Annotated in this window: 16 protein-coding genes and 2 pseudogenes; 8 read left to right on the top strand and 10 right to left on the bottom strand. The window is 54.3% G+C overall.

All coding sequences use genetic code 11. The features are described 5' to 3' along the window. The first annotated feature begins 108 nt into the window (after positions 1-108). Entirely contained in the window at positions 109-1530 is a 1422-nt protein-coding gene (locus JCM17844_RS02375; protein ID WP_210431200.1) for a DUF4139 domain-containing protein, read from the top strand. A 13-nt stretch (positions 1531-1543) separates the two neighbouring features. Here the strand turns inward: JCM17844_RS02375 and JCM17844_RS02370 are convergent, their stop codons facing one another. From JCM17844_RS02370 to rpsF, 4 genes are all read right to left on the bottom strand, one after another. Beyond that, on the bottom strand, positions 1544-2758 hold the full coding sequence (locus tag JCM17844_RS02370; protein ID WP_149999464.1) for an SAM-dependent methyltransferase: 1215 nt from the start codon (positions 2756-2758) through the stop codon (positions 1544-1546). A 128-nt stretch (positions 2759-2886) separates the two neighbouring features. Next, complete coding sequence (gene rplI, locus JCM17844_RS02365) at positions 2887-3504, bottom strand: 50S ribosomal protein L9 (RefSeq protein WP_149999463.1); 618 nt, start codon at positions 3502-3504, stop codon at positions 2887-2889. An 11-nt stretch (positions 3505-3515) separates the two neighbouring features. Next, a complete protein-coding gene (gene rpsR / locus JCM17844_RS02360; protein WP_149999462.1) occupies positions 3516-3761 on the bottom strand; it encodes a 30S ribosomal protein S18 in 246 nt (81 codons plus the stop codon). 2 nt (positions 3762-3763) lie between these two features. Beyond that, the gene (rpsF, locus tag JCM17844_RS02355) at positions 3764-4177 is read right to left on the bottom strand and encodes a 30S ribosomal protein S6 (protein WP_149999589.1); all 414 of its coding nucleotides are present in this window, start codon (positions 4175-4177) and stop codon (positions 3764-3766) included. A 309-nt stretch (positions 4178-4486) separates the two neighbouring features. Between rpsF and fabD the strand changes: the two genes are divergently transcribed. The 5 genes from fabD to mltG all read left to right on the top strand — a co-directional run bounded on the left by fabD (position 4487) and on the right by mltG (position 9128). Next, entirely contained in the window at positions 4487-5428 is a 942-nt protein-coding gene (fabD, locus tag JCM17844_RS02350) for an ACP S-malonyltransferase (RefSeq protein WP_149999461.1), read from the top strand. A gap of 75 nt (positions 5429-5503) precedes the next feature. After that, on the top strand, positions 5504-6241 hold the full coding sequence (fabG, locus tag JCM17844_RS02345; RefSeq protein ID WP_149999460.1) for a 3-oxoacyl-[acyl-carrier-protein] reductase: 738 nt from the start codon (positions 5504-5506) through the stop codon (positions 6239-6241). A gap of 257 nt (positions 6242-6498) precedes the next feature. Beyond that, a complete protein-coding gene (locus JCM17844_RS02340; RefSeq protein ID WP_042086239.1) occupies positions 6499-6732 on the top strand; it encodes an acyl carrier protein in 234 nt (77 codons plus the stop codon). Between the two features lie 99 nt (positions 6733-6831). After that, on the top strand, positions 6832-8100 hold the full coding sequence (fabF, locus tag JCM17844_RS02335) for a beta-ketoacyl-ACP synthase II (protein WP_149999459.1): 1269 nt from the start codon (positions 6832-6834) through the stop codon (positions 8098-8100). A gap of 29 nt (positions 8101-8129) precedes the next feature. Continuing rightward, positions 8130-9128, top strand: a complete 999-nt coding sequence (gene mltG / locus JCM17844_RS02330) for an endolytic transglycosylase MltG (RefSeq protein ID WP_149999458.1) — start codon at positions 8130-8132, stop codon at positions 9126-9128. On the opposite strand, the gene JCM17844_RS16315 is transcribed toward mltG, so the two are convergent. Further along, positions 9100-9420, bottom strand: a complete 321-nt coding sequence (locus JCM17844_RS16315) for an SDR family NAD(P)-dependent oxidoreductase (protein ID WP_210431199.1) — start codon at positions 9418-9420, stop codon at positions 9100-9102. The two genes, mltG and JCM17844_RS16315, sit on opposite strands and share 29 nt — an antisense overlap. Beyond that, entirely contained in the window at positions 9333-9860 is a 528-nt protein-coding gene (locus tag JCM17844_RS16310) for an SDR family NAD(P)-dependent oxidoreductase (protein ID WP_210431198.1), read from the bottom strand. Before JCM17844_RS16310 ends, JCM17844_RS16315 begins: the two co-directional genes overlap by 88 nt. Before the next feature lie 157 nt (positions 9861-10017). Between JCM17844_RS16310 and JCM17844_RS02320 the strand changes: the two genes are divergently transcribed. After that, entirely contained in the window at positions 10018-10905 is an 888-nt protein-coding gene (locus JCM17844_RS02320) for a YicC/YloC family endoribonuclease (RefSeq protein ID WP_149999457.1), read from the top strand. Between the two features lie 3 nt (positions 10906-10908). After that, positions 10909-11535: a guanylate kinase gene (gene gmk / locus JCM17844_RS02315; RefSeq protein WP_149999456.1), complete on the top strand. Its 627-nt coding sequence runs from the start codon at positions 10909-10911 to the stop codon at positions 11533-11535. A 12-nt stretch (positions 11536-11547) separates the two neighbouring features. Here gmk and rsmA read toward each other — a convergent pair. From rsmA to JCM17844_RS02295, 4 genes and pseudogenes are all read right to left on the bottom strand, one after another. After that, a pseudogene (gene rsmA, locus JCM17844_RS17070) lies at positions 11548-12397 on the bottom strand (16S rRNA (adenine(1518)-N(6)/adenine(1519)-N(6))-dimethyltransferase RsmA). Further along, positions 12394-13382: pseudogene (gene pdxA, locus JCM17844_RS02305) on the bottom strand (4-hydroxythreonine-4-phosphate dehydrogenase PdxA). The pseudogenes rsmA and pdxA overlap by 4 nt, the downstream one beginning before the upstream one ends. Before the next feature lie 5 nt (positions 13383-13387). Continuing rightward, positions 13388-14761 (bottom strand): peptidylprolyl isomerase, encoded by a 1374-nt coding sequence (locus JCM17844_RS02300; protein WP_235898889.1) that lies wholly within the window; start codon positions 14759-14761, stop codon positions 13388-13390. Positions 14762-14864: 103 nt separating this feature from the next. Beyond that, a complete protein-coding gene (locus tag JCM17844_RS02295) occupies positions 14865-17096 on the bottom strand; it encodes an LPS-assembly protein LptD (RefSeq protein WP_149999454.1) in 2232 nt (743 codons plus the stop codon). Positions 17097-17139 lie beyond the last annotated feature (43 nt).

The following is a 17139-nucleotide window of genomic DNA, read 5'->3' as shown; positions in this document are numbered from 1 at the left end:
TGTCTCCATTGTTTTCAGCCGCGCGATGATCAGTGTCTCGCTATGGCTTGCTCATGTCCAGTTCATCCTGCCATTGTCATAATAAGGCAAAGGAACAGGAGAATGGGAATGAAACGCAGTCTTTTGATATCGGTGACCCTGACGATGCTGACGCCGGCAGTGCTGGCAAACCCAGACCACCGGACAATAGATGCCGACAGCCGTACCGACCTGTCCCTGACCATTTATAACAATAATTTGGCGCTTGTTCGTGATGTGCGGGACATCACATTGACATCCGGACAAACGCAGCTGGAATTTTCAGGGATTTCCACACAGATCCAGCCCCAAACCGTTCTTTTTTATGGCCGCGATTTGCAGGTGGTGGAACAAAATTTCGATGCCAATCTTCTGACCCCGCAATCCTTGTTGGAAAATGCTGTGGGGGAAAAGGTGAGAATCTACCGTCCCCATCCTGAAACCGGGGAAGATAAAGTGCTGGATGCCCGCATCTTGTCGGCGACGGGTGGCGTGGTGCTTGAGGTGGATGGACGCATTGAATTTCTTAATGAATTGCCCGGTCGGGTGGTGTTTCAAAATATCCCAAACTATCTGCATGTGGAGCCGGTTCTTTCCTTGCTGATTAACAGCAAAAAGTCCGGCGATCGAACAGTAGCCCTTAATTATTTGAGTGGCGGCATGTCTTGGTCGGCGGATTATGTGGGGATTTTGTCGGAGGATGAACGCAGCCTTGACCTTCAGGGCTGGGCAACCATCGTCAATAATAGTGGCGTGGATTTCACAGAAACCTCCATTCAGCTTGCCGCGGGCGAGATCAACCGGGTCAATGGCGGAAACAATGTGGGCCGCTTTCTGGCAGCAAAGACAATGGAAAGCCGGGCGCAAATGGATATGGTCCAAATGGAACAAAGCGCTTTGGCCGATATGCATCTTTATGAGGTGCCGCAAAAAGCCACGTTGGTGGATCAGCAGACAAAGCAAATTGCCTTGATCCAAAAGCCAAAAATATCGGCCAGAAAAATCTACCGCTATGGGACATCCAATTTCCAAAGCATGGATAATGCCGTTTCCGTGGATATGGCCTTGCACTTTGATAATACAAAAGCATCAGGGGCAGGGGAGCCATTACCCGCCGGAATTTTGCGGATTTACACCAGGGATGCGGATGGGCGGTTACAGTTCATTGGCGAAGATAACCTTAAGCACACACCCGTTGATGGGGAGGTGATCGCCCAATTGGGAAAAGCCTTCGATGTGACCATTCAGCCCACCACTGTGGACCACAAAGTGTTGGAAAACACCCGCGACCGCAGCGTTCACAGCTACACCCAGCGCTATCTTGTGAAAAACAGGAAAGACAAAGCCGTAACGGTGGAGATTGACCAGAAAATCTATGCGACAGGCTGGAAAATCCTGAAAGAATCGCAAGCCCATAGCGAGAAAACAGCGCAAAAGATTCTGTGGAAACTGGACGTTCCGGCATCGGCTGAAGCCATATTGGAATTTATGGTGGAGGTTGAGGCGCGTTAAAGGCAGACCGCTTTTATAAAGGCATGTCTTTCTTGAATGTCTCCATATAGGGACGTGTATATGGCAAGCTGTGGAGGTTCCGACAGAGCTGCCATTGCGCCACCACATGCCCGCCATGGCGAAATGAGAGTTCAGAGCCCGCCAGATAAAATTCCCACATCCGGCAAAAACGCTCATCCAGAAGAGCCGCGACCTTGGGCCGGTTCTTGGAAAATCTTTGCCGCCAATGGTGCAATGTCTCGGCATAGTGATGCCGCAAAATCTCAAGATCTGTCAGCATCAATCCCGAGCGTTCAATATGGGGCAGCACTTCAGACAATGCAGGTGAATATCCACCGGGAAAAATATATTTGGTCATCCACGGATTGGTCGCTCCCGGCCCTTGTGACCGGGCGATATGGTGGATCAGAGCCACGCCATCGGGGGTGAGCAGATCATGGATCTTTTGGAAAAAGGCACCATAAAAGGGCAAGCCGACATGTTCGAACATGCCAATGGAAACAATGCGGTCAAAGGCCGGTTCAATGGCGCGATAATCTTTCAGGTGAATAAAAACCCGCCCCGAAAGCCCCGCCTGTTCGACCCGTTCCTTGGCAAGTTGTGCTTGCTGTGTTGATAAAGTGATGCCGATTACCTGCACATCGCAATGGTGCGCCAGCCACAAGGCCATGCTGCCCCATCCGCAACCGATATCCAGAACGCGCATGCCCGGCTTCAAGGCCAGTTTTGCTGCGATATGGCGCAATTTCTGATTTTGGGCCGTCTCCAGATCATCATCGGGGGAGTCAAAATAGGCGCAGGAATAAGTTAGCCCGCGATCCAGAAACAGCCGGTAAAGCGTATTGGACAGATCATAATGATGGGCGACATTGCGCTTTGCGCGTCGTGCGGGATTATATTGTGCCGCGAATCGTATGGACTTCCGCCATCCGCGCTGGATTTTTTGTAAAAGAGGATCGGAATCGTCTCCTGCGCCCAGATTGCGGGTGAGCAAGGACAGGAAATCGAACACCGTGGCATTCTCGATGGTCAAGGTCCCATCCATATAGGCCTCCCCTAATTTCAGATAAGGGTTGAGGCCAATGGCCAAGGCTGTTTTGTGGTTTTTTACATGCATATGGATGGCGGGACCGCTGCCATCGCCATAATGGCGGAATGGTCCTTTGCCGATCTGTAAGCGAAGAGAGCCTTTTTTGACGATATGTGAAAAAAGTGCATCGAGAAGCATCGTTGGTCCCCACAAGTCTTCTTGCCATAAAGAAAGTGGTAAACAACATATTCTGTTTGTCAAACATGTGAAAAAGGCGGCCCTTGTGGGACCGCCTTTCCATGAACTTACAGAGAAAAAAGACCGCCTTAGGCGTTGTCTTCATCCTCGGATTCGGAGGACATATCAGCGTCATCGGCATCTTCGTCTTCAAGAAGATCCTGCACAAGCTGTTCGGTGTCCATATCCGCTTCGTCTTCCAGATCATCGGCGTCGTCACCAAGAATGGCGCCACCGATTTTCCACTGCTGCTCGGCTTCTGTTTCGGAGCGGGCAACATTGGCGGTCACATCAACGGACACTTCCGGATGCAAGCGGACCAGAACCGTATGAAGTCCCAGTTCCTTGATCGGTTTTTGCAGCTCAACCTGCGAACGGACAATCTGGAAGCCTTGCTCACCAAGGGCATCGGCAACATCACGGGCCGTGACCGACCCATAAAGCTGTCCGGATTCCCCGGCCTGACGCACCAGAACGAAACGCGCACCGGTCATTTTACCGGCAACGGATTCGGCTTCTTCACGGCGGGCAAGGTTCTGAGCTTCAATATCCTTGCGACGGGCTTCAAACGCTTTGCGATTGGCAACCGTTGCACGGAGGGCTTTGCTGCGCGGCAAAAGGAAATTGCGCGCGAAACCCGGCTTCACGTTAACTTCATCGCCCATTTGGCCGAGATTGGGAACGCGTTCGAGAAGGATGACTTTCATCGATCGGCTCCTTATTTCACAACAAATGGCAGAAGAGCGATATTACGGGCGCGTTTGATGGCGCGGGCAAGCTCTCGCTGCTTCTTGGCGGAAACGGCCGTGATACGGCTGGGGACGATCTTCCCGCGCTCAGAGATATAGCGTGACAGAAGTTTCGTGTCTTTATAGTCGATCTTCTGCGCATCCGGGCCCGAGAAGGGGCAGGTTTTGCGACGGCGGAAGAAGGGGCGGCGTGCGCCGGGGGCTTTGCTGGCCATGATCAATCCCTCCTGTCACGTTGTTCACGACCGCCATCGCGGCCACCACCATCACGACCACCAGGACGGCCACCACGACGATCAGAACGCTCGGGCTTGCTGCGCAGGAAAATCGACGGACCTTCCTCCAGCTCATCCACGCGAATGGTCATGAAACGCAAAATGTCTTCGTTAAGACCTGCCTGACGCTCCATTTCGGCAACCGCAGGATAAGGGGCATCGATGTTCAAAAGAACATAATGGCCTTTGCGGTTTTTCCGGACTTTGTAAGCAAGCGGGCGAAGGCCCCAATATTCGTTCTTGGCGACGCGTCCGCCAAGGTCTTCGACAATTTTCGTCAGCTCCCCGGTCAGGCTTTCAACCTGAGCGGTGCTCACGTCTTGCCGAGCAATGAAAATATGCTCGTAATACGGCATCTGGTGCTCCTTGCTGATCGTACGCGCAGGCAAATGCCTTTGCGCCTCCAGCTTTCTTCAAGATAAAAAGCCGGGAAATCCCCGGCAGATTGGGGCTATAACGCGCAAAGCCGCATGATGCAAGGGCTAAGGCCGGTTTCAAGCCGTAAAAGACCAGTCTGTGCCCTTGATATTGCCAGAGCCTATTGAAAGGTCTATGCCCATCAAGGTGATAAAGGCACAAAAACGTAAGGGCAGCTTTTGGCCCATGCGGAATGATAGAGTGCACGATACATCAGGAACAAACCCGGATCGGGAGCTTTTTTTCATATGACACGCGCCGTTCTTTTCCCCGGGCAGGGAAGCCAATATGTGGGCATGGGAAAATCCCTTGCCGAAGTTTATCCCGTTGCACGGGCGGTTTTTGAAGAAGTCAACGATGCCTTGGGGCAAAATTTAAGCCGCTTGATGTTTGAAGGCGACGAAGCCGAATTGCGGCTGACAGAAAATGCCCAGCCCGCCTTGATGGCGGCCAGCATGGCCGTGGTGCGGGTTCTGGCCGATGGCGGGGTTGCCATCAGCGATTGCGCAAGCCATGTGGCGGGCCATTCGCTTGGGGAATATTCAGCGCTTTGTGCCGCCGGGGCTTTATCGCTTACCGATGCGGCGCGCCTGTTGAAACATCGTGGTCAAGCCATGCAACGTGCGGTTCCCCTGAATGAAGGGGCCATGGCCGCCATTTTAGGGCTGGAAATAGATGTCGTGGAAGAGGTGGTGAAAGAAGCCGCCACCGATGGTCAGGTTTGCGCCTGCGCCAATGACAATGCGCCGGGGCAAGTTGTTATCTCTGGCCATACGGCCGCTGTGGAGGCGGCCATTGCTTTGGCCAAAGAGCGTGGGGCAAAACGCGGCTTGCTTTTGCCCGTTTCGGCACCTTTCCACTGCTCCTTGATGGCTCCTGCTGCCGATGAAATGCGCGAAGCGTTGAAAACCGCCAGCATCGCAAGCCCCGTGGTGCCGGTCATTACCAATATCACCGCCGCACCGGAAACCGACCCCGAAGCCCTGCGCCGCTTGTTGGTGGAACAGGTGACAGGGCGGGTGCGCTGGCGTGAAACGGTGCTGGTCTTTTCCGGTTTGGGAATTGATCAAATGGTGGAACTGGGGGCAGGGAAGGTCTTGTCCGGACTTGTCAAAAGAATCGACCGGTCCATTGCTACGACGAACATTCAGGACCCGGCGGATCTGGATGCCTTCATTGCCACGCTTTAACATGTGAAACTGTGTCTTTGTATTTGGAACGAGCCTTTGATGGTCGAGAATGGAACAGGTGGGAGACTTTGATATATGTTTGATCTGACGGGAAAACGCGCTCTGGTCACCGGCGCATCCGGTGGCATTGGCGGGGCCATAGCAACCGCGCTTCACGCACAAGGAGCCGTGGTGGCGCTTTCCGGCACCCGCCAAGAGGCATTGAATGCCGTTGCGGAAAAACTGGCGGATAGAACATATGTGATCCCGGCCAATCTATCAGATCCGGAAAGTGTCGAGGCCTTGGCCAAATCCGCTCTGGAGGCCATGGGCGGTGTGGATATCCTGATCAACAATGCGGGCATCACCCGTGACCAGCTTTTGATGCGCATGAAAGATGCGGATTGGGCCGATGTGATGCGGGTCAATCTGGAATCGGCTTTTCGCCTGTCACGCGCCATGATGCGCCCGATGATGAAGGCCCGCTATGGCCGAATCATTTCCATCACCAGTGTGGTTGGCGTGACGGGGAATGCAGGGCAGGCCAATTATGCCGCCTCGAAAGCAGGCATGATCGGCTTTTCCAAATCTCTGGCACAGGAAGTGGCCTCTCGTGGGATAACGGTGAATTGCATTGCGCCGGGCTTTATCACATCGCCGATGACCGATGCCTTGGGGGAAGATCAGCGCACGCGTTTGCTTGGCGGAATTCCTGCGGGCCGGTTTGGTGAAGGGGATGATATCGCCTCCGCAGCCGTTTACCTTTCCAGCGCGGAAGCCGGATATGTGACCGGTCAGACCTTGCATGTGAATGGCGGCATGGCAATGATATAGAGACAGATCGTGTTTTTAGCGAAAAATCCCATGGAAATTGGTCATAAAGGTGAAAAATGACGAACAGGCCGGCTTTGATTTATGGATAATCTATGATAGAGCCGAGCCGCTTTCACCAAATAGCCTTTGACTGCTTATAATGGTCGGTTATTGATCGGGTGAAAAAAATCGTTGTGTTCGATGGGATAGAGGACTTACTACACCCGGGAACAAACCCTGCCCTAAGGGATCGAGCCCACAGCATAAGGATATTGGGAATGAGCGATACAGCCGAACGCGTAAAGAAAATTGTTGTTGAGCATCTTGGCGTCGAAGAAGCCAAAGTGACTGAAAATGCAAGCTTCATTGACGATCTTGGCGCCGACAGCCTTGATACCGTTGAGCTGGTGATGGCTTTTGAAGAAGAATTCGGTGTGGAAATTCCCGACGATGCCGCCGAGAAGATCCAGACTGTGAAAGACGCAATCGATTTTATTGATGCGAACAGCTAAGACCTGTGGTCTTGTTGAGCTAAGCTGATACGGCGGCGGGGGCTTTCCTGGCTCTCGTCGCCGTTTGCCTTTCAATGCCAAAGACGAATAGGTGCTGAGATGAGACGTGTCGTTGTAACGGGCCTGGGAATGGTGACGCCGCTTGGGGATGGGGTCGAGACCAGTTGGTCGCGTATCCTGTCGGGCCAATCCGGTGCGGGTGAAATCACACGCTTCGATGCGTCAAACAGTGTGGCTCGGGTGGTTTGCGAAGTGCCTGTTGGCGATGGCAGCAATGGCACCTTCAATGCCGACCGCTATATGGAACCCAAGGACCGCCGCCGGGTGGACGATTTCATCGTTTATGGCATCGCTGCCGCACAGCAAGCCATCGAAGATGCCGGCTGGACAAACCCGCAAGGGGAAGAGGCCGAACGCTCCGGCGTGATGATCGGCTCTGGCATTGGCGGTTTGCCCGGTATCGAGGAATCCTCCGTTTTGATGCATGAGCGCGGCCCGCGCCGGGTATCCCCGCATTTCATTCCGGGGCGGTTGATCAATCTGGTGTCGGGGCAGGTGTCGATCCGTTATGGCCTGAAAGGCCCCAATCATGCGGTGGTAACGGCTTGTTCTACCGGAGCTCATGCCATTGGTGATGCGGCCCGGCTGATCATGCTTGATGATGCGGATGTGATGGTGGCCGGTGGTGCCGAAGCAGCCATTTGCCCTGTGGGCGTTGCGGGCTTTGCGCAGGCAAAAGCGCTGTCTACCCGTTATAATGATACGCCGGAAAAAGCCTCCCGTCCGTGGGATGAAGGCCGTGATGGCTTTGTCATGGGAGAAGGCGCGGGCATTGTGGTTCTGGAAGAACTGGAACATGCCAAAAAACGCGGCGCGAAAATCTATGGGGAAATCGTCGGTTACGGGATGTCCGGCGATGCCTATCATGTCACCGCGCCCGCACCCGATGGCGATGGGGCCTTCCGGGCCATGCGCGCTGCCTTGAAACGTGCCGGGATGGCGCCTTCGGATATTGATTATATCAATGCCCATGGCACCTCCACTCCGCTGGGAGACGAGATCGAATTGGGGGCGGTGAAGCGCCTGTTCGGTGACGCGGTTTCGCAGCTTTCCATGTCGTCCACCAAATCGTCGATCGGGCATTTGCTGGGCGCTGCCGGTGCTGTGGAAGCGATTTTCTCCATGTTGGCCATGCAGCAAAATATTGCACCGCCGACCCTTAATCTGGAAAATCCAAGCCCAAGCTGTGAAGGCATTGATCTGGTGCCATTGAAAGCGAAAGAGCGCCCCATTCGTGCGATTCTCTCGAACTCTTTTGGCTTTGGCGGAACCAATGCCTCTTTGATTATCAAAGAGTTCACTGAATAAGCAGCTTTCGCGTCAAATAGGGCCAGGACATGACCCGAGGCCGCGTGACGATAAGCATTTTTGCCCTGCTGCTGATCCTGACGGGATTGGCGGGAGGGCTTTTTTATCATCAGATCAGCCGCCCCGGCCCGTTATCCACCCCCCAGCGCATTTTGGTGGAGCGCGGCAAGGGGCTTGGGGCCATTGCCCATATGCTGGAACAGCATGGCTTGCTGCGGGACCGCCTGAGCTTTCGCCTGACGGCGCGGTTGTTGAAAGCGGACCGGGATGTGCGGGCCGGTGAATTCGAAATCAAGCCACATGCCAGTGTTCTGGAAATTCTGGATGAATTGCGCTTTGGCGATGCGGTCTTGCGCCGCGTGACCATTCCCGAAGGGCTCAGCAGTGCCCAAATTGTCGCTTTGTTATCCGAAACCGAAGGTTTGGTGGGCGAGATAGACCGCATCCCTGCGGAAGGAACATTGCTTCCTGAAACCTATTATTTCTCTTATGGCGATGAAAGACAAACGATCCTGAAACGCATGGAGCGTGCGCAATTGGATTTGCTGGCGTTGCTATGGCCCGACAGGGCACCGGATCTGCCTTTTTCTACCGAATTGGAGGCCATCACCTTGGCCTCCATCATCGAAAAGGAAACCGCCAACCATGCGGAAAAACCGCTGGTGGCCAGTGTGTTTGTCAATCGCTTGCGACGCAATATGCGGCTGCAATCTGACCCTACGGTGATTTATGGGGTGACAGGCGGAGAGCCTCTTGGCCGCCCGATCTTGCGCAGTGAACTGGATCGCGAAACACCCTTCAATACCTATCGCATAAAGGGGCTGCCGCCTCATCCCATCGCCAATCCCGGTGCGGCCTCGATTGCCGCCGCCCTTCACCCGGCGGATAGCGACTATCTTTATTTTGTGGCCGACGGGAAAGGCGGGCATGCCTTTGCGACCCGGCTTTTTGAACATAATGCCAATGTGGCGCGTTGGCGGCGCTTGCTGAAAGATCGTACTACTTCTTCGGAGACTGTCTCAAAATAGCATCGCTCAAGGCTTGTGGCAGCAGCGTTAAAAAGCGCATGGCAAAGGCTGTGGGGAAAGGGAAGGCGATCACTCCCTTATTGCGCGCCAAACCCTTGGCGATGATCTTTGCGGCTTTTTCGGATGTCATCAGGAACGGCATGGGAAAACGATTTTTTTCCGTCATGCGGCTTTCCACAAAGCCGGGGCAGATCACATTGATCTTCACCCGCCCCCAATATGCCCCGCGCAAAGCATCGCCATAGCTTTTAACGGCCACCTTGCTGGCGGAATAAGAGGCAGCCCCCGGCATGCCGCGAAATCCGGCGATAGAAGCATGATGGCAATCTGGCCCTGTTTGCGCTCTTTCATCCGCTCTAATGCCGGGTGAATGGTGTTGAACACGCCGGTTACATTGACATCGAAGGTCTGTTTTGTGGTTTCGTGCAAAGAGCGCTCTTTGCTGGTGCTTAAGCCAACGCCTGCATTGGCAATGACCAGATCCAGCGCTTTGCGGTCGTCTAGGTCTTGAACCCATTGCATCATGGCAGCTTCATTGGCCACATTGATGACCTGCTCTTCAACCTCGGCCCCTTGGCTTCGGCAGGCTTCGGCTACGCTATGCAGCCTTTCCGCATTGCGGCCGGAAAGCGCCAAGAAGACACCCTTTGCCGCATAATGAAGGGCCAATGCCTCTCCTATACCGCTGGAAGCGCCAGTAATCAGGAGGGAGTTTGGCATTTTATCGGTCATGGGCTGGCTTTCGATTCATTGTTTCCACGCGCGGCGTTGATCGCGCCGTCTCTTGTCTTTATAGTCCGCGCCATCTTGAAAGCTTTGACCTTTCTTTGCCAGAGCATGAAAAAATAAGCAAAAAACAGGCATCGAACGGGAGGGGAGACGGGCGGCAATGACAGTTCTGAGTATGACCGGGTTTTCCCGTCTCGAAGAAGAAATCGGCAAGTTTCGCTGTGCTGTAGAGCTGAAAAGCGTCAATGGGCGCGGTCTTGATATCCGCGTGCGGGCACCGTCTTTTTTGGATGGCTTTGATCTTGTCTTGAAAAAGCAAATTTCGGCGGTGATCGATCGGGGATCGGTCGGGTTGTCCCTTATGGTCACGCCCATTGCCGACAAGTCCCAATTGGCCATCAATGAAGAAAAGCTGAACCAGCTTGTTGCCTTGGGCCGCCAATTCGTTGGGAATAATGGTGTTTCGGCCCCTCGGCTGGATGGGCTGTTGGCGCTGCCCGGTGTGATGGAAAGCCAAAGCCTTCGTCTTGAAGAGCAAGACCGCATACAATTGGAAGCGGGGCTTAGGCTGTTGGTGGAAAAAGCCCTTGCGGCCTTGAATACGGCCCGCAAAGCCGAAGGTGCGGCGCTGGCGACTTTATTGCATGTACAGATCGATCAAATCGAAGCGCTGGTCAAGGTGGCGCAAGACCATGACAGCACTCGCCTTTCTGCCATCAAAGATCGTTTATCCCAGCAGATCGACGCGTTATTGGGCGATAAAACCCATCTTTCGCCTGAGCGTTTGGAGCAAGAAATTGCCCTGTTGGCGGTGAAGCAGGATGTGCGCGAAGAAATTGACCGTTTGCACGCCCATGTGGCCCAAGCCCGCAGCCTATTGGCTGGCGGCAGCCCTGTGGGGCGGAAGCTGGATTTTCTGGCGCAGGAATTTAACCGGGAAGCCAATACCCTGTGTTCAAAATCCGCAAAAACAGATTTGACCCGGTTGGGGCTGGACATGAAGGCCGTGATCGATCAGTTCCGTGAACAATGTCAAAATGTGGAATAAACCGTGAAAAGACAAGGCCTTCTGCTCATCATCTCATCTCCTTCAGGTGCTGGAAAGTCCACACTTTGCAGCTATTTGCGCCGTGAAGAAGGGGATAAGATCTGGACATCCGTGTCCACGACAACGCGGGCCCGACGCAAGAATGAAGTGGAAGGGCAGGATTATAATTTTGTTTCCACAGAGAAATTCCAGCGCATGGTGAAGGGGGGAGACTTTCTGGAACATGCCGAAGTGTTCGGGAATTTTTATGGCACGCCGGGGGAGCCGGTAAAAACCCGTCTGCAGCAGGGCACCGATGTTCTGTTCGATATTGATTGGCAAGGGGCGCGGCAAATCAAAGCCAATGTACCGCCCGAGCAGGTGATTTCGATCTTTATTCTGCCGCCCACACTTGCGGCGCTGGAAGAACGGCTTTTGCACCGCGCACAAGATACCACCGAGACGGTAAAATACCGGATGTCCCGTGCCCGCGAGGAAATATCGCATTGGTCGGATTATGATTATGTGTTGGTCAATGATGATCTTGATGCGTGTTTCCAACGCTTGCGCGCGATCATCGAAGCCGAGCGGGTAAAGGCGGAAAAAGACTATTCCATCAAGGAATTGGCGGAAAATTTATTGGCGGAATAAGGCAAGAGAGCTTCAGGCTTTGTCATTCATTGCCTGCCATGCCAGCGCCAATTTGCAAAATCCGTCAATATTCACGGTTTCAGCCTTTGGGTGGGGGTGATGCCGGCCCGTTCCAGCAGTTCTTCCGTTTTGGGTGTCAAGGTTTTCAGGCTGGCGCGCAACATTTTCCGGCGTTGTCCGAAAGCTGCTTCTGTCACCCGTTCCATGGATTTTGGATCGATCCCTTCCATGCGGGGGGCGCGCGGAGTGACGTGAATGATGGCGCTGGCCACTTTCGGCGGCGGAGTAAAGGCCGAAGCTGGTACATTGAACAAAATGCGCGGGTCGGCGCGCCATTGCGAAAGCACCGATAACCGCCCATAGGCCTTGCTGTCTGGCTGGGCCACAATGCGTTCGGCCACTTCCCGTTGGAACATCAGGGTCAGGCTTTGCCACCATGGCTGCCAATCGGCGGTCATCCAGCGGACAAAGAGCGCCGTCCCTACATTATAGGGAAGATTGGAAACAATTTTCACCGGACGCCCGGCGAAAAGGGTTTTTTCATCCAAAGCCATGGCATCATCGGCGATCACTTCAAGGCGGTTTGGCCATGCGGCTTGATTTCTTCCAAGGCGGGCAGGGTCCGGCTATCGCGCTCCACCGCCACCAAACGGGTTGCCCCTTCCATCAGCAAGGCGCGGGTCAAGCCACCCGGACCGGGGCCAACTTCATAGACCGCACACGCATCGAACGGTGCCGCCGCTCTGGCAATGCGCCGTGTAAGATTGAGATCCAGAATAAAATTCTGCCCCAAGGCTTTGGAGGCCCGCAATCCGTGTCGGGCAATCACATCGCGCAAAGGGGGAAGGGGATCGTGGGTCATCGGGTCATCTCGGCGGCCATATGGATGGCGGCAATCAGGCTATCGGGGCGGGCCCTGTTTTGGCCTGCAATGTTTAAAGCGGTGCCATGGTCGGGCGATGTGCGCACAAAAGGCAGCCCGAGAGTGATATTGACACCACGGTGAAAATCTATTGTTTTTAATGGGATAAGGGCTTGATCATGATACATGCACAGCACCGCATCATAGTGCGTGCGGGCCTCTTCGTGAAACAATGTATCGGCGGGATATGGCCCACTTATCTCGATGCCTTCATCCTTCAAAGTGGCAAGGGCGGGGGCGATGATGCTTTGCTCTTCCTGCCCAATGCCGCCAGCTTCCCCTGCATGGGGATTCAGGCCCGCAACAGCCAAGCGCGGGCGGTCGATGCCGAAACGGTCCCGCAATTCTTGATGGGCGATCAAGGTTACATGGCGGATGGCTTGTTCGGTAATAAGGGCGGGAACCGCCTTTAAAGGCACATGAATGGTCAAGGGGATCACCCGCAAGCCCGGAACTGCCAGCATCATTACGGAATATGAGGGCGGTTTCCCAGCCAAACGCGCCAGAAACTCCGTATGGCCGGGATCTTGAAACCCTGCCGCATAAAGGGCGCTTTTCTGGATCGGGTTGGTAACAATGCCGCGCACCAATCCTTGCTGCGCCAAGGCCACCGCTTGTGTGATGGCCTCAATCACAAAGGGGGCCGTACTTGCAAGCGCTGTACCGGGGGTGACGTGTTCGGGAAATCCCGGCAGCTCCAGAACTGGCAGACCATGCTGGAATTGCGCGGTCGCTTCATGCGGCGCGGTGATGGGAATTAGCGGGCAGGCAATGGAATGTGCCTGAATGCTTGCACCGATCCCAGTAAAAAGAACGGTGGCAAGCCGGCGTCCTGCCGTGCAAGCCATGCCTTTGCCGTAATTTCCGGTGCGATACCCGCGGGCTCGCCCATGGTGATGCAGAGCGGAGCCGGAGGCTGTTCCATAAGGCTTACCGATAATCGACGATGGCATCACGGCGCAGATCGCGCAGATACCGCCGCGCCATCATGGCCAGTTTTTGTCGTTCCAGCTGATCGATGATCTGGTCAAATTCCGGCATGGCCACTTCCGGAACCGTGCGGTCACAAACAAAAAACACCCGATAGCCATCTTCCATTCGGGCCGGTTGGCTGGGGGTTTGCATGTCCAGCTCTTCCAAAATGGTACGCAGGCTGCCCGGCAGGTCACGCAGACGCAATTTACCCAGCGGCCCTGCATCGGGAACGCCCAGCTTGCTGGCATAAGTGGGGATGTCGTCGCAGGATGTCATTTCAGGACGCATGCTATCCAATGTGTCGAAAAATGCCAGTTGCTGCTCTTCCGTGGTTTCCGCTGTGACTGGCATGAAAATCTGCCGCACATCCAGTTCCATATCCAAAGGATCGGCCTCCAAGACGCGGCGGCGATCCTTTAAAAGCAGAATATAATATCCCCCCGCAAGGCGAATTGGGTCGCTTACCCCCTCGACAGAGAGATTGGCAACGGCTTCGGCCAGAACCGGGCTGAGCTGGTCCGGTGTGACCCAGCCCATATCGCCCCCGGCAGCCGCCGTAGAGGATTGCGAGAATTGTTGGGCAAATCCGGCGAAATTCGCCCCTTCGCGGATCTGTTCCACGATGCGTTCGGCCGATTGGCGAACATCCGCTTCACGGGACGGATTATCAACGATCAGATAAATTTCCGATAGATTATATTCCGGTTGTCCGGCGCTGGATTCGATGCGGGCAAGTTCTTGCTCCACTTCTTCCTGCGCCACATTGGCAAAGCGCCCCAGCCGGCCATTGACCAGTTCGCCCCAGGCAATTTCCGGCTTCATCTGATCCAGGTAGGCTTGTTTGGTAATGCCGAGCCTTGCCAGATAATCTTCAAATTGCTGTGGCGTCTGGTTGAAGCTGGCGGCTTGCCGGGCAAAGGCGGATTCCGCTTCCTCATCGGAAATAATCAGCTCAAATCCGGCGGCTTCTTGAAGCTTGAGCTTATCATCCACCATATTGCGCACCACCTGTTCTTGCAGACGGGCAAGCTGTTCTTCATCTTCGATGCCACCGATAGAGGCGATGGTCAGGCGTAATCTTTGCACCACATCATAGGCCGAGATCGGTTCGTCATTCACCAGAACGACGATCCTTTGCGGAACCACAAGATTGGATTCTTGCGTACTGATCTGCTGTGCTTGAAGGTTGGGAGAAACAAATCCGAGGCATAGTGCGGACAAGCATCCCAGGAAATATTCGGGCAGCCGAAAGCGGGTCCGCCCCATGGTGGCAGACCGCATGGCAAATGCCTTCAAAGAACCAGCGAAATCAAAATTATGAATGGTCATCGCACGCAAGCATCTACTCTTGAACATGTCTCTCGCTTCTTGCTCTGGGAGCAATGACTGGGTCAGCAATGAGGCAGCAATGGGGCAAACCTGTCGGCCTGCATTATCCCAAGCTACGCAATCTTATCCGGAGCCCAACAGATGTGCCGCTCTGGATGTCACGGTCTTCCGTGAATCGTTTGCGCACATTGATGCCGAGTTCCATACATTCGTTTTCGTAAAGCACTCCGGTTTCATATTCAATGGGCTGGGAGTCTTTTCCCAATCCGTGAATAAGCCCGCCAAAGATACGCCAATTTTCCGTTGCTTGAAAAGTGGCGTCGAAACGGATTTCTTCACGATTGGTCCGTTCTGCGATTTCCAGATCGCGATCAATCCGAAGATAGCCCAAATTGACGCGAAAAACATCCGTTCCGATGGTTGAGACGATTTCATGTCTACGCGGATCGAACGAAGATTTGTCCAACTGGAATTGATAGCTGAGATTGATCCAGTTTTGGATGCTAAGATCGACCGCGCCGACATAATCCGAACGCTTCGATCCCAGCCCCGTGCCTTCGGGCAAAATCTCGGTCAGATCGGTGCTGCGGTACGACTGCCCAGCCACTGCCGCAAGAGCAATATCCGACATATCGAGGCTATATTTCAAGCCATAGCTGGCGCGGCTGCCCCCTTCCCAAACATCGAATCCCGGTGCACGATTTAGCGAAAACAGATTATGCGCCGTCAATTCGATGGTGCGGCTGTCTTCATTGGGAATTGCTGTGGAACGGCCACTTTCAGGAATGGCGGCCAGTTGGATGATTGGCTCGATGGTTTGGCTCACGCCCCCTTGATGGCTGGCAAAGGGCCAGGACATGGTGGCAGAGACGCGCCCTAAAGCCCGGGTTTCTGTTCCCGATTCCCCGGCAAACAGCGGATCATCGGTGCGCGATGCCTGAGAGGTGTCATAAAGATCGGTTCGGGCAAAGGCATCGAATGTGATTTTCTGTCCCATAGGGGTGATGACGGGGGCTTGCCATTGCAAGGATGTGGAGGCGCGTGCTGTATCTGCCCCATCGAAGCGGACCAATTGAATCGAATTAAATTGCGCTTCAACCGTTCCGCCTAAAAAACCGGGGGGAGACACATAGTGCATATCGATCCATGGCAAGGCCTGTGCCGTTAGGCCGCCTTCATCTTCCAGCCGCAGGCCACGAAAGCCGATCAGTTCTCCGCTTATATAGCTGCGATCGAAAAAGCCTTCCAACTGATAGTTACTGGTCAGCGTATCGGCATCGGAGAAATCATAAAGCCGCAAAAATGTATCATCGCTAACGATCTGGGCATTATAGGTGGATTGCCAGTGATCATTGTGAACAAAGCGGCCTTTTGAAAAGAAATGCCCTCGAAAACCATTATCATCTATGCCTGTTACGGCTTCCGATGGCTGGTCCCCGTGGCTGATAGAGCCATCCATGTCAAAATAACCGCTGCCGAAATGCTGACGGTATTTTACCCCAAGCACCGGCGATTCTTTTGTGGTCAGAATCGGTGTGATGGTCAGGTCGCGGCTGGGGCTTAAAGCGATGTGATAGGGAAGCTCTACCACTACGCCTAATTCCTGTCGGCTTTTGATTTCCGGGACCAGTAACCCGCTGTCGCGCTCTACTGTGGGGTCGGGGTGCGACAAATAGGGCAGCCAGAATACGGGCACCCCAAGAATTTCAAAAAAGGCGCTTTCATAATAAAGGCGGCGTTCTTTTTTATTATGAACAACCTTGAGCGCCTTGATCTGCCACAATGGCTGTTTGTCTGGATCGGTATCGCATACCGGGCAGGGGGAAAACACCGCATCGCGCAATTCGCTATTGCCATCTTCAAAGCGTTCGCCACGATTGGCCGCAACGCGCGATCCATCGGTCAGGATAAGGCGGGCATTTTCAATCACCCCAGCCCGCAAAGCCCCGCTCAAGCGCACCGAACTGGCCTTCAGGATCATCCCGTCGGGATTGGTGATCCGTACCCCCCCTTCGGCCTGAGCAATGCCCGTTTTATCATTATAGCGCAGCAAACCCGCTTCCAGCCGATAGCCATCATGGATCACCACTACATTACCGCGTGCGATGATTTCACTGGTTTCAGGATCGATGGAGCTTTGATCGGCTGAAAATACCACGTCGCGTTCATTTAAGATGGGGGCGGCAGTGGTTTGTTTTTGCTCTGGCCGGTCGGCAAGCGGTGTTTCAACCAAGCCCTGCGTGTCGGGCACAGTTTGGGAAAGGGCCTGCGGGGCGGCAGAGCACAAAAGCGCGGCATAAAGGGTGGTACGCATAAAAGGCACGGGGCGGGGCAACTTTCGATCTTCAGGCGAACAGAATAGCCAGGTTCGTCTTGAT

Origin of the sequence: Iodidimonas gelatinilytica (assembly GCF_008579125.1) — a bacterium.
Taxonomy (GTDB): Bacteria; Pseudomonadota; Alphaproteobacteria; order Sphingomonadales; family Rhodothalassiaceae; genus Iodidimonas; species Iodidimonas muriae.
The sequence above is the reverse complement of the archived record's forward strand: the minus strand, read 5'-3'. Positions and strand labels throughout refer to the sequence as shown.

Coding starts and splice junctions, on each gene's coding strand:
- JCM17844_RS02375 (WP_210431200.1), top strand. CDS start 109: ATGAAACGCAGTCTTTTGATATCGGTGACCCTGACGATGCTGACGCCG.
- JCM17844_RS02370 (WP_149999464.1), bottom strand. CDS start 2,758: ATGCTTCTCGATGCACTTTTTTCACATATCGTCAAAAAAGGCTCTCTT.
- rplI (WP_149999463.1), bottom strand. CDS start 3,504: ATGAAAGTCATCCTTCTCGAACGCGTTCCCAATCTCGGCCAAATGGGC.
- rpsR (WP_149999462.1), bottom strand. CDS start 3,761: ATGGCCAGCAAAGCCCCCGGCGCACGCCGCCCCTTCTTCCGCCGTCGC.
- rpsF (WP_149999589.1), bottom strand. CDS start 4,177: ATGCCGTATTACGAGCATATTTTCATTGCTCGGCAAGACGTGAGCACC.
- fabD (WP_149999461.1), top strand. CDS start 4,487: ATGACACGCGCCGTTCTTTTCCCCGGGCAGGGAAGCCAATATGTGGGC.
- fabG (WP_149999460.1), top strand. CDS start 5,504: ATGTTTGATCTGACGGGAAAACGCGCTCTGGTCACCGGCGCATCCGGT.
- JCM17844_RS02340 (WP_042086239.1), top strand. CDS start 6,499: ATGAGCGATACAGCCGAACGCGTAAAGAAAATTGTTGTTGAGCATCTT.
- fabF (WP_149999459.1), top strand. CDS start 6,832: ATGAGACGTGTCGTTGTAACGGGCCTGGGAATGGTGACGCCGCTTGGG.
- mltG (WP_149999458.1), top strand. CDS start 8,130: ATGACCCGAGGCCGCGTGACGATAAGCATTTTTGCCCTGCTGCTGATC.
- JCM17844_RS16315 (WP_210431199.1), bottom strand. CDS start 9,420: ATGCCGGGGGCTGCCTCTTATTCCGCCAGCAAGGTGGCCGTTAAAAGC.
- JCM17844_RS16310 (WP_210431198.1), bottom strand. CDS start 9,860: ATGACCGATAAAATGCCAAACTCCCTCCTGATTACTGGCGCTTCCAGC.
- JCM17844_RS02320 (WP_149999457.1), top strand. CDS start 10,018: ATGACAGTTCTGAGTATGACCGGGTTTTCCCGTCTCGAAGAAGAAATC.
- JCM17844_RS02300 (WP_235898889.1), bottom strand. CDS start 14,761: ATGACCATTCATAATTTTGATTTCGCTGGTTCTTTGAAGGCATTTGCC.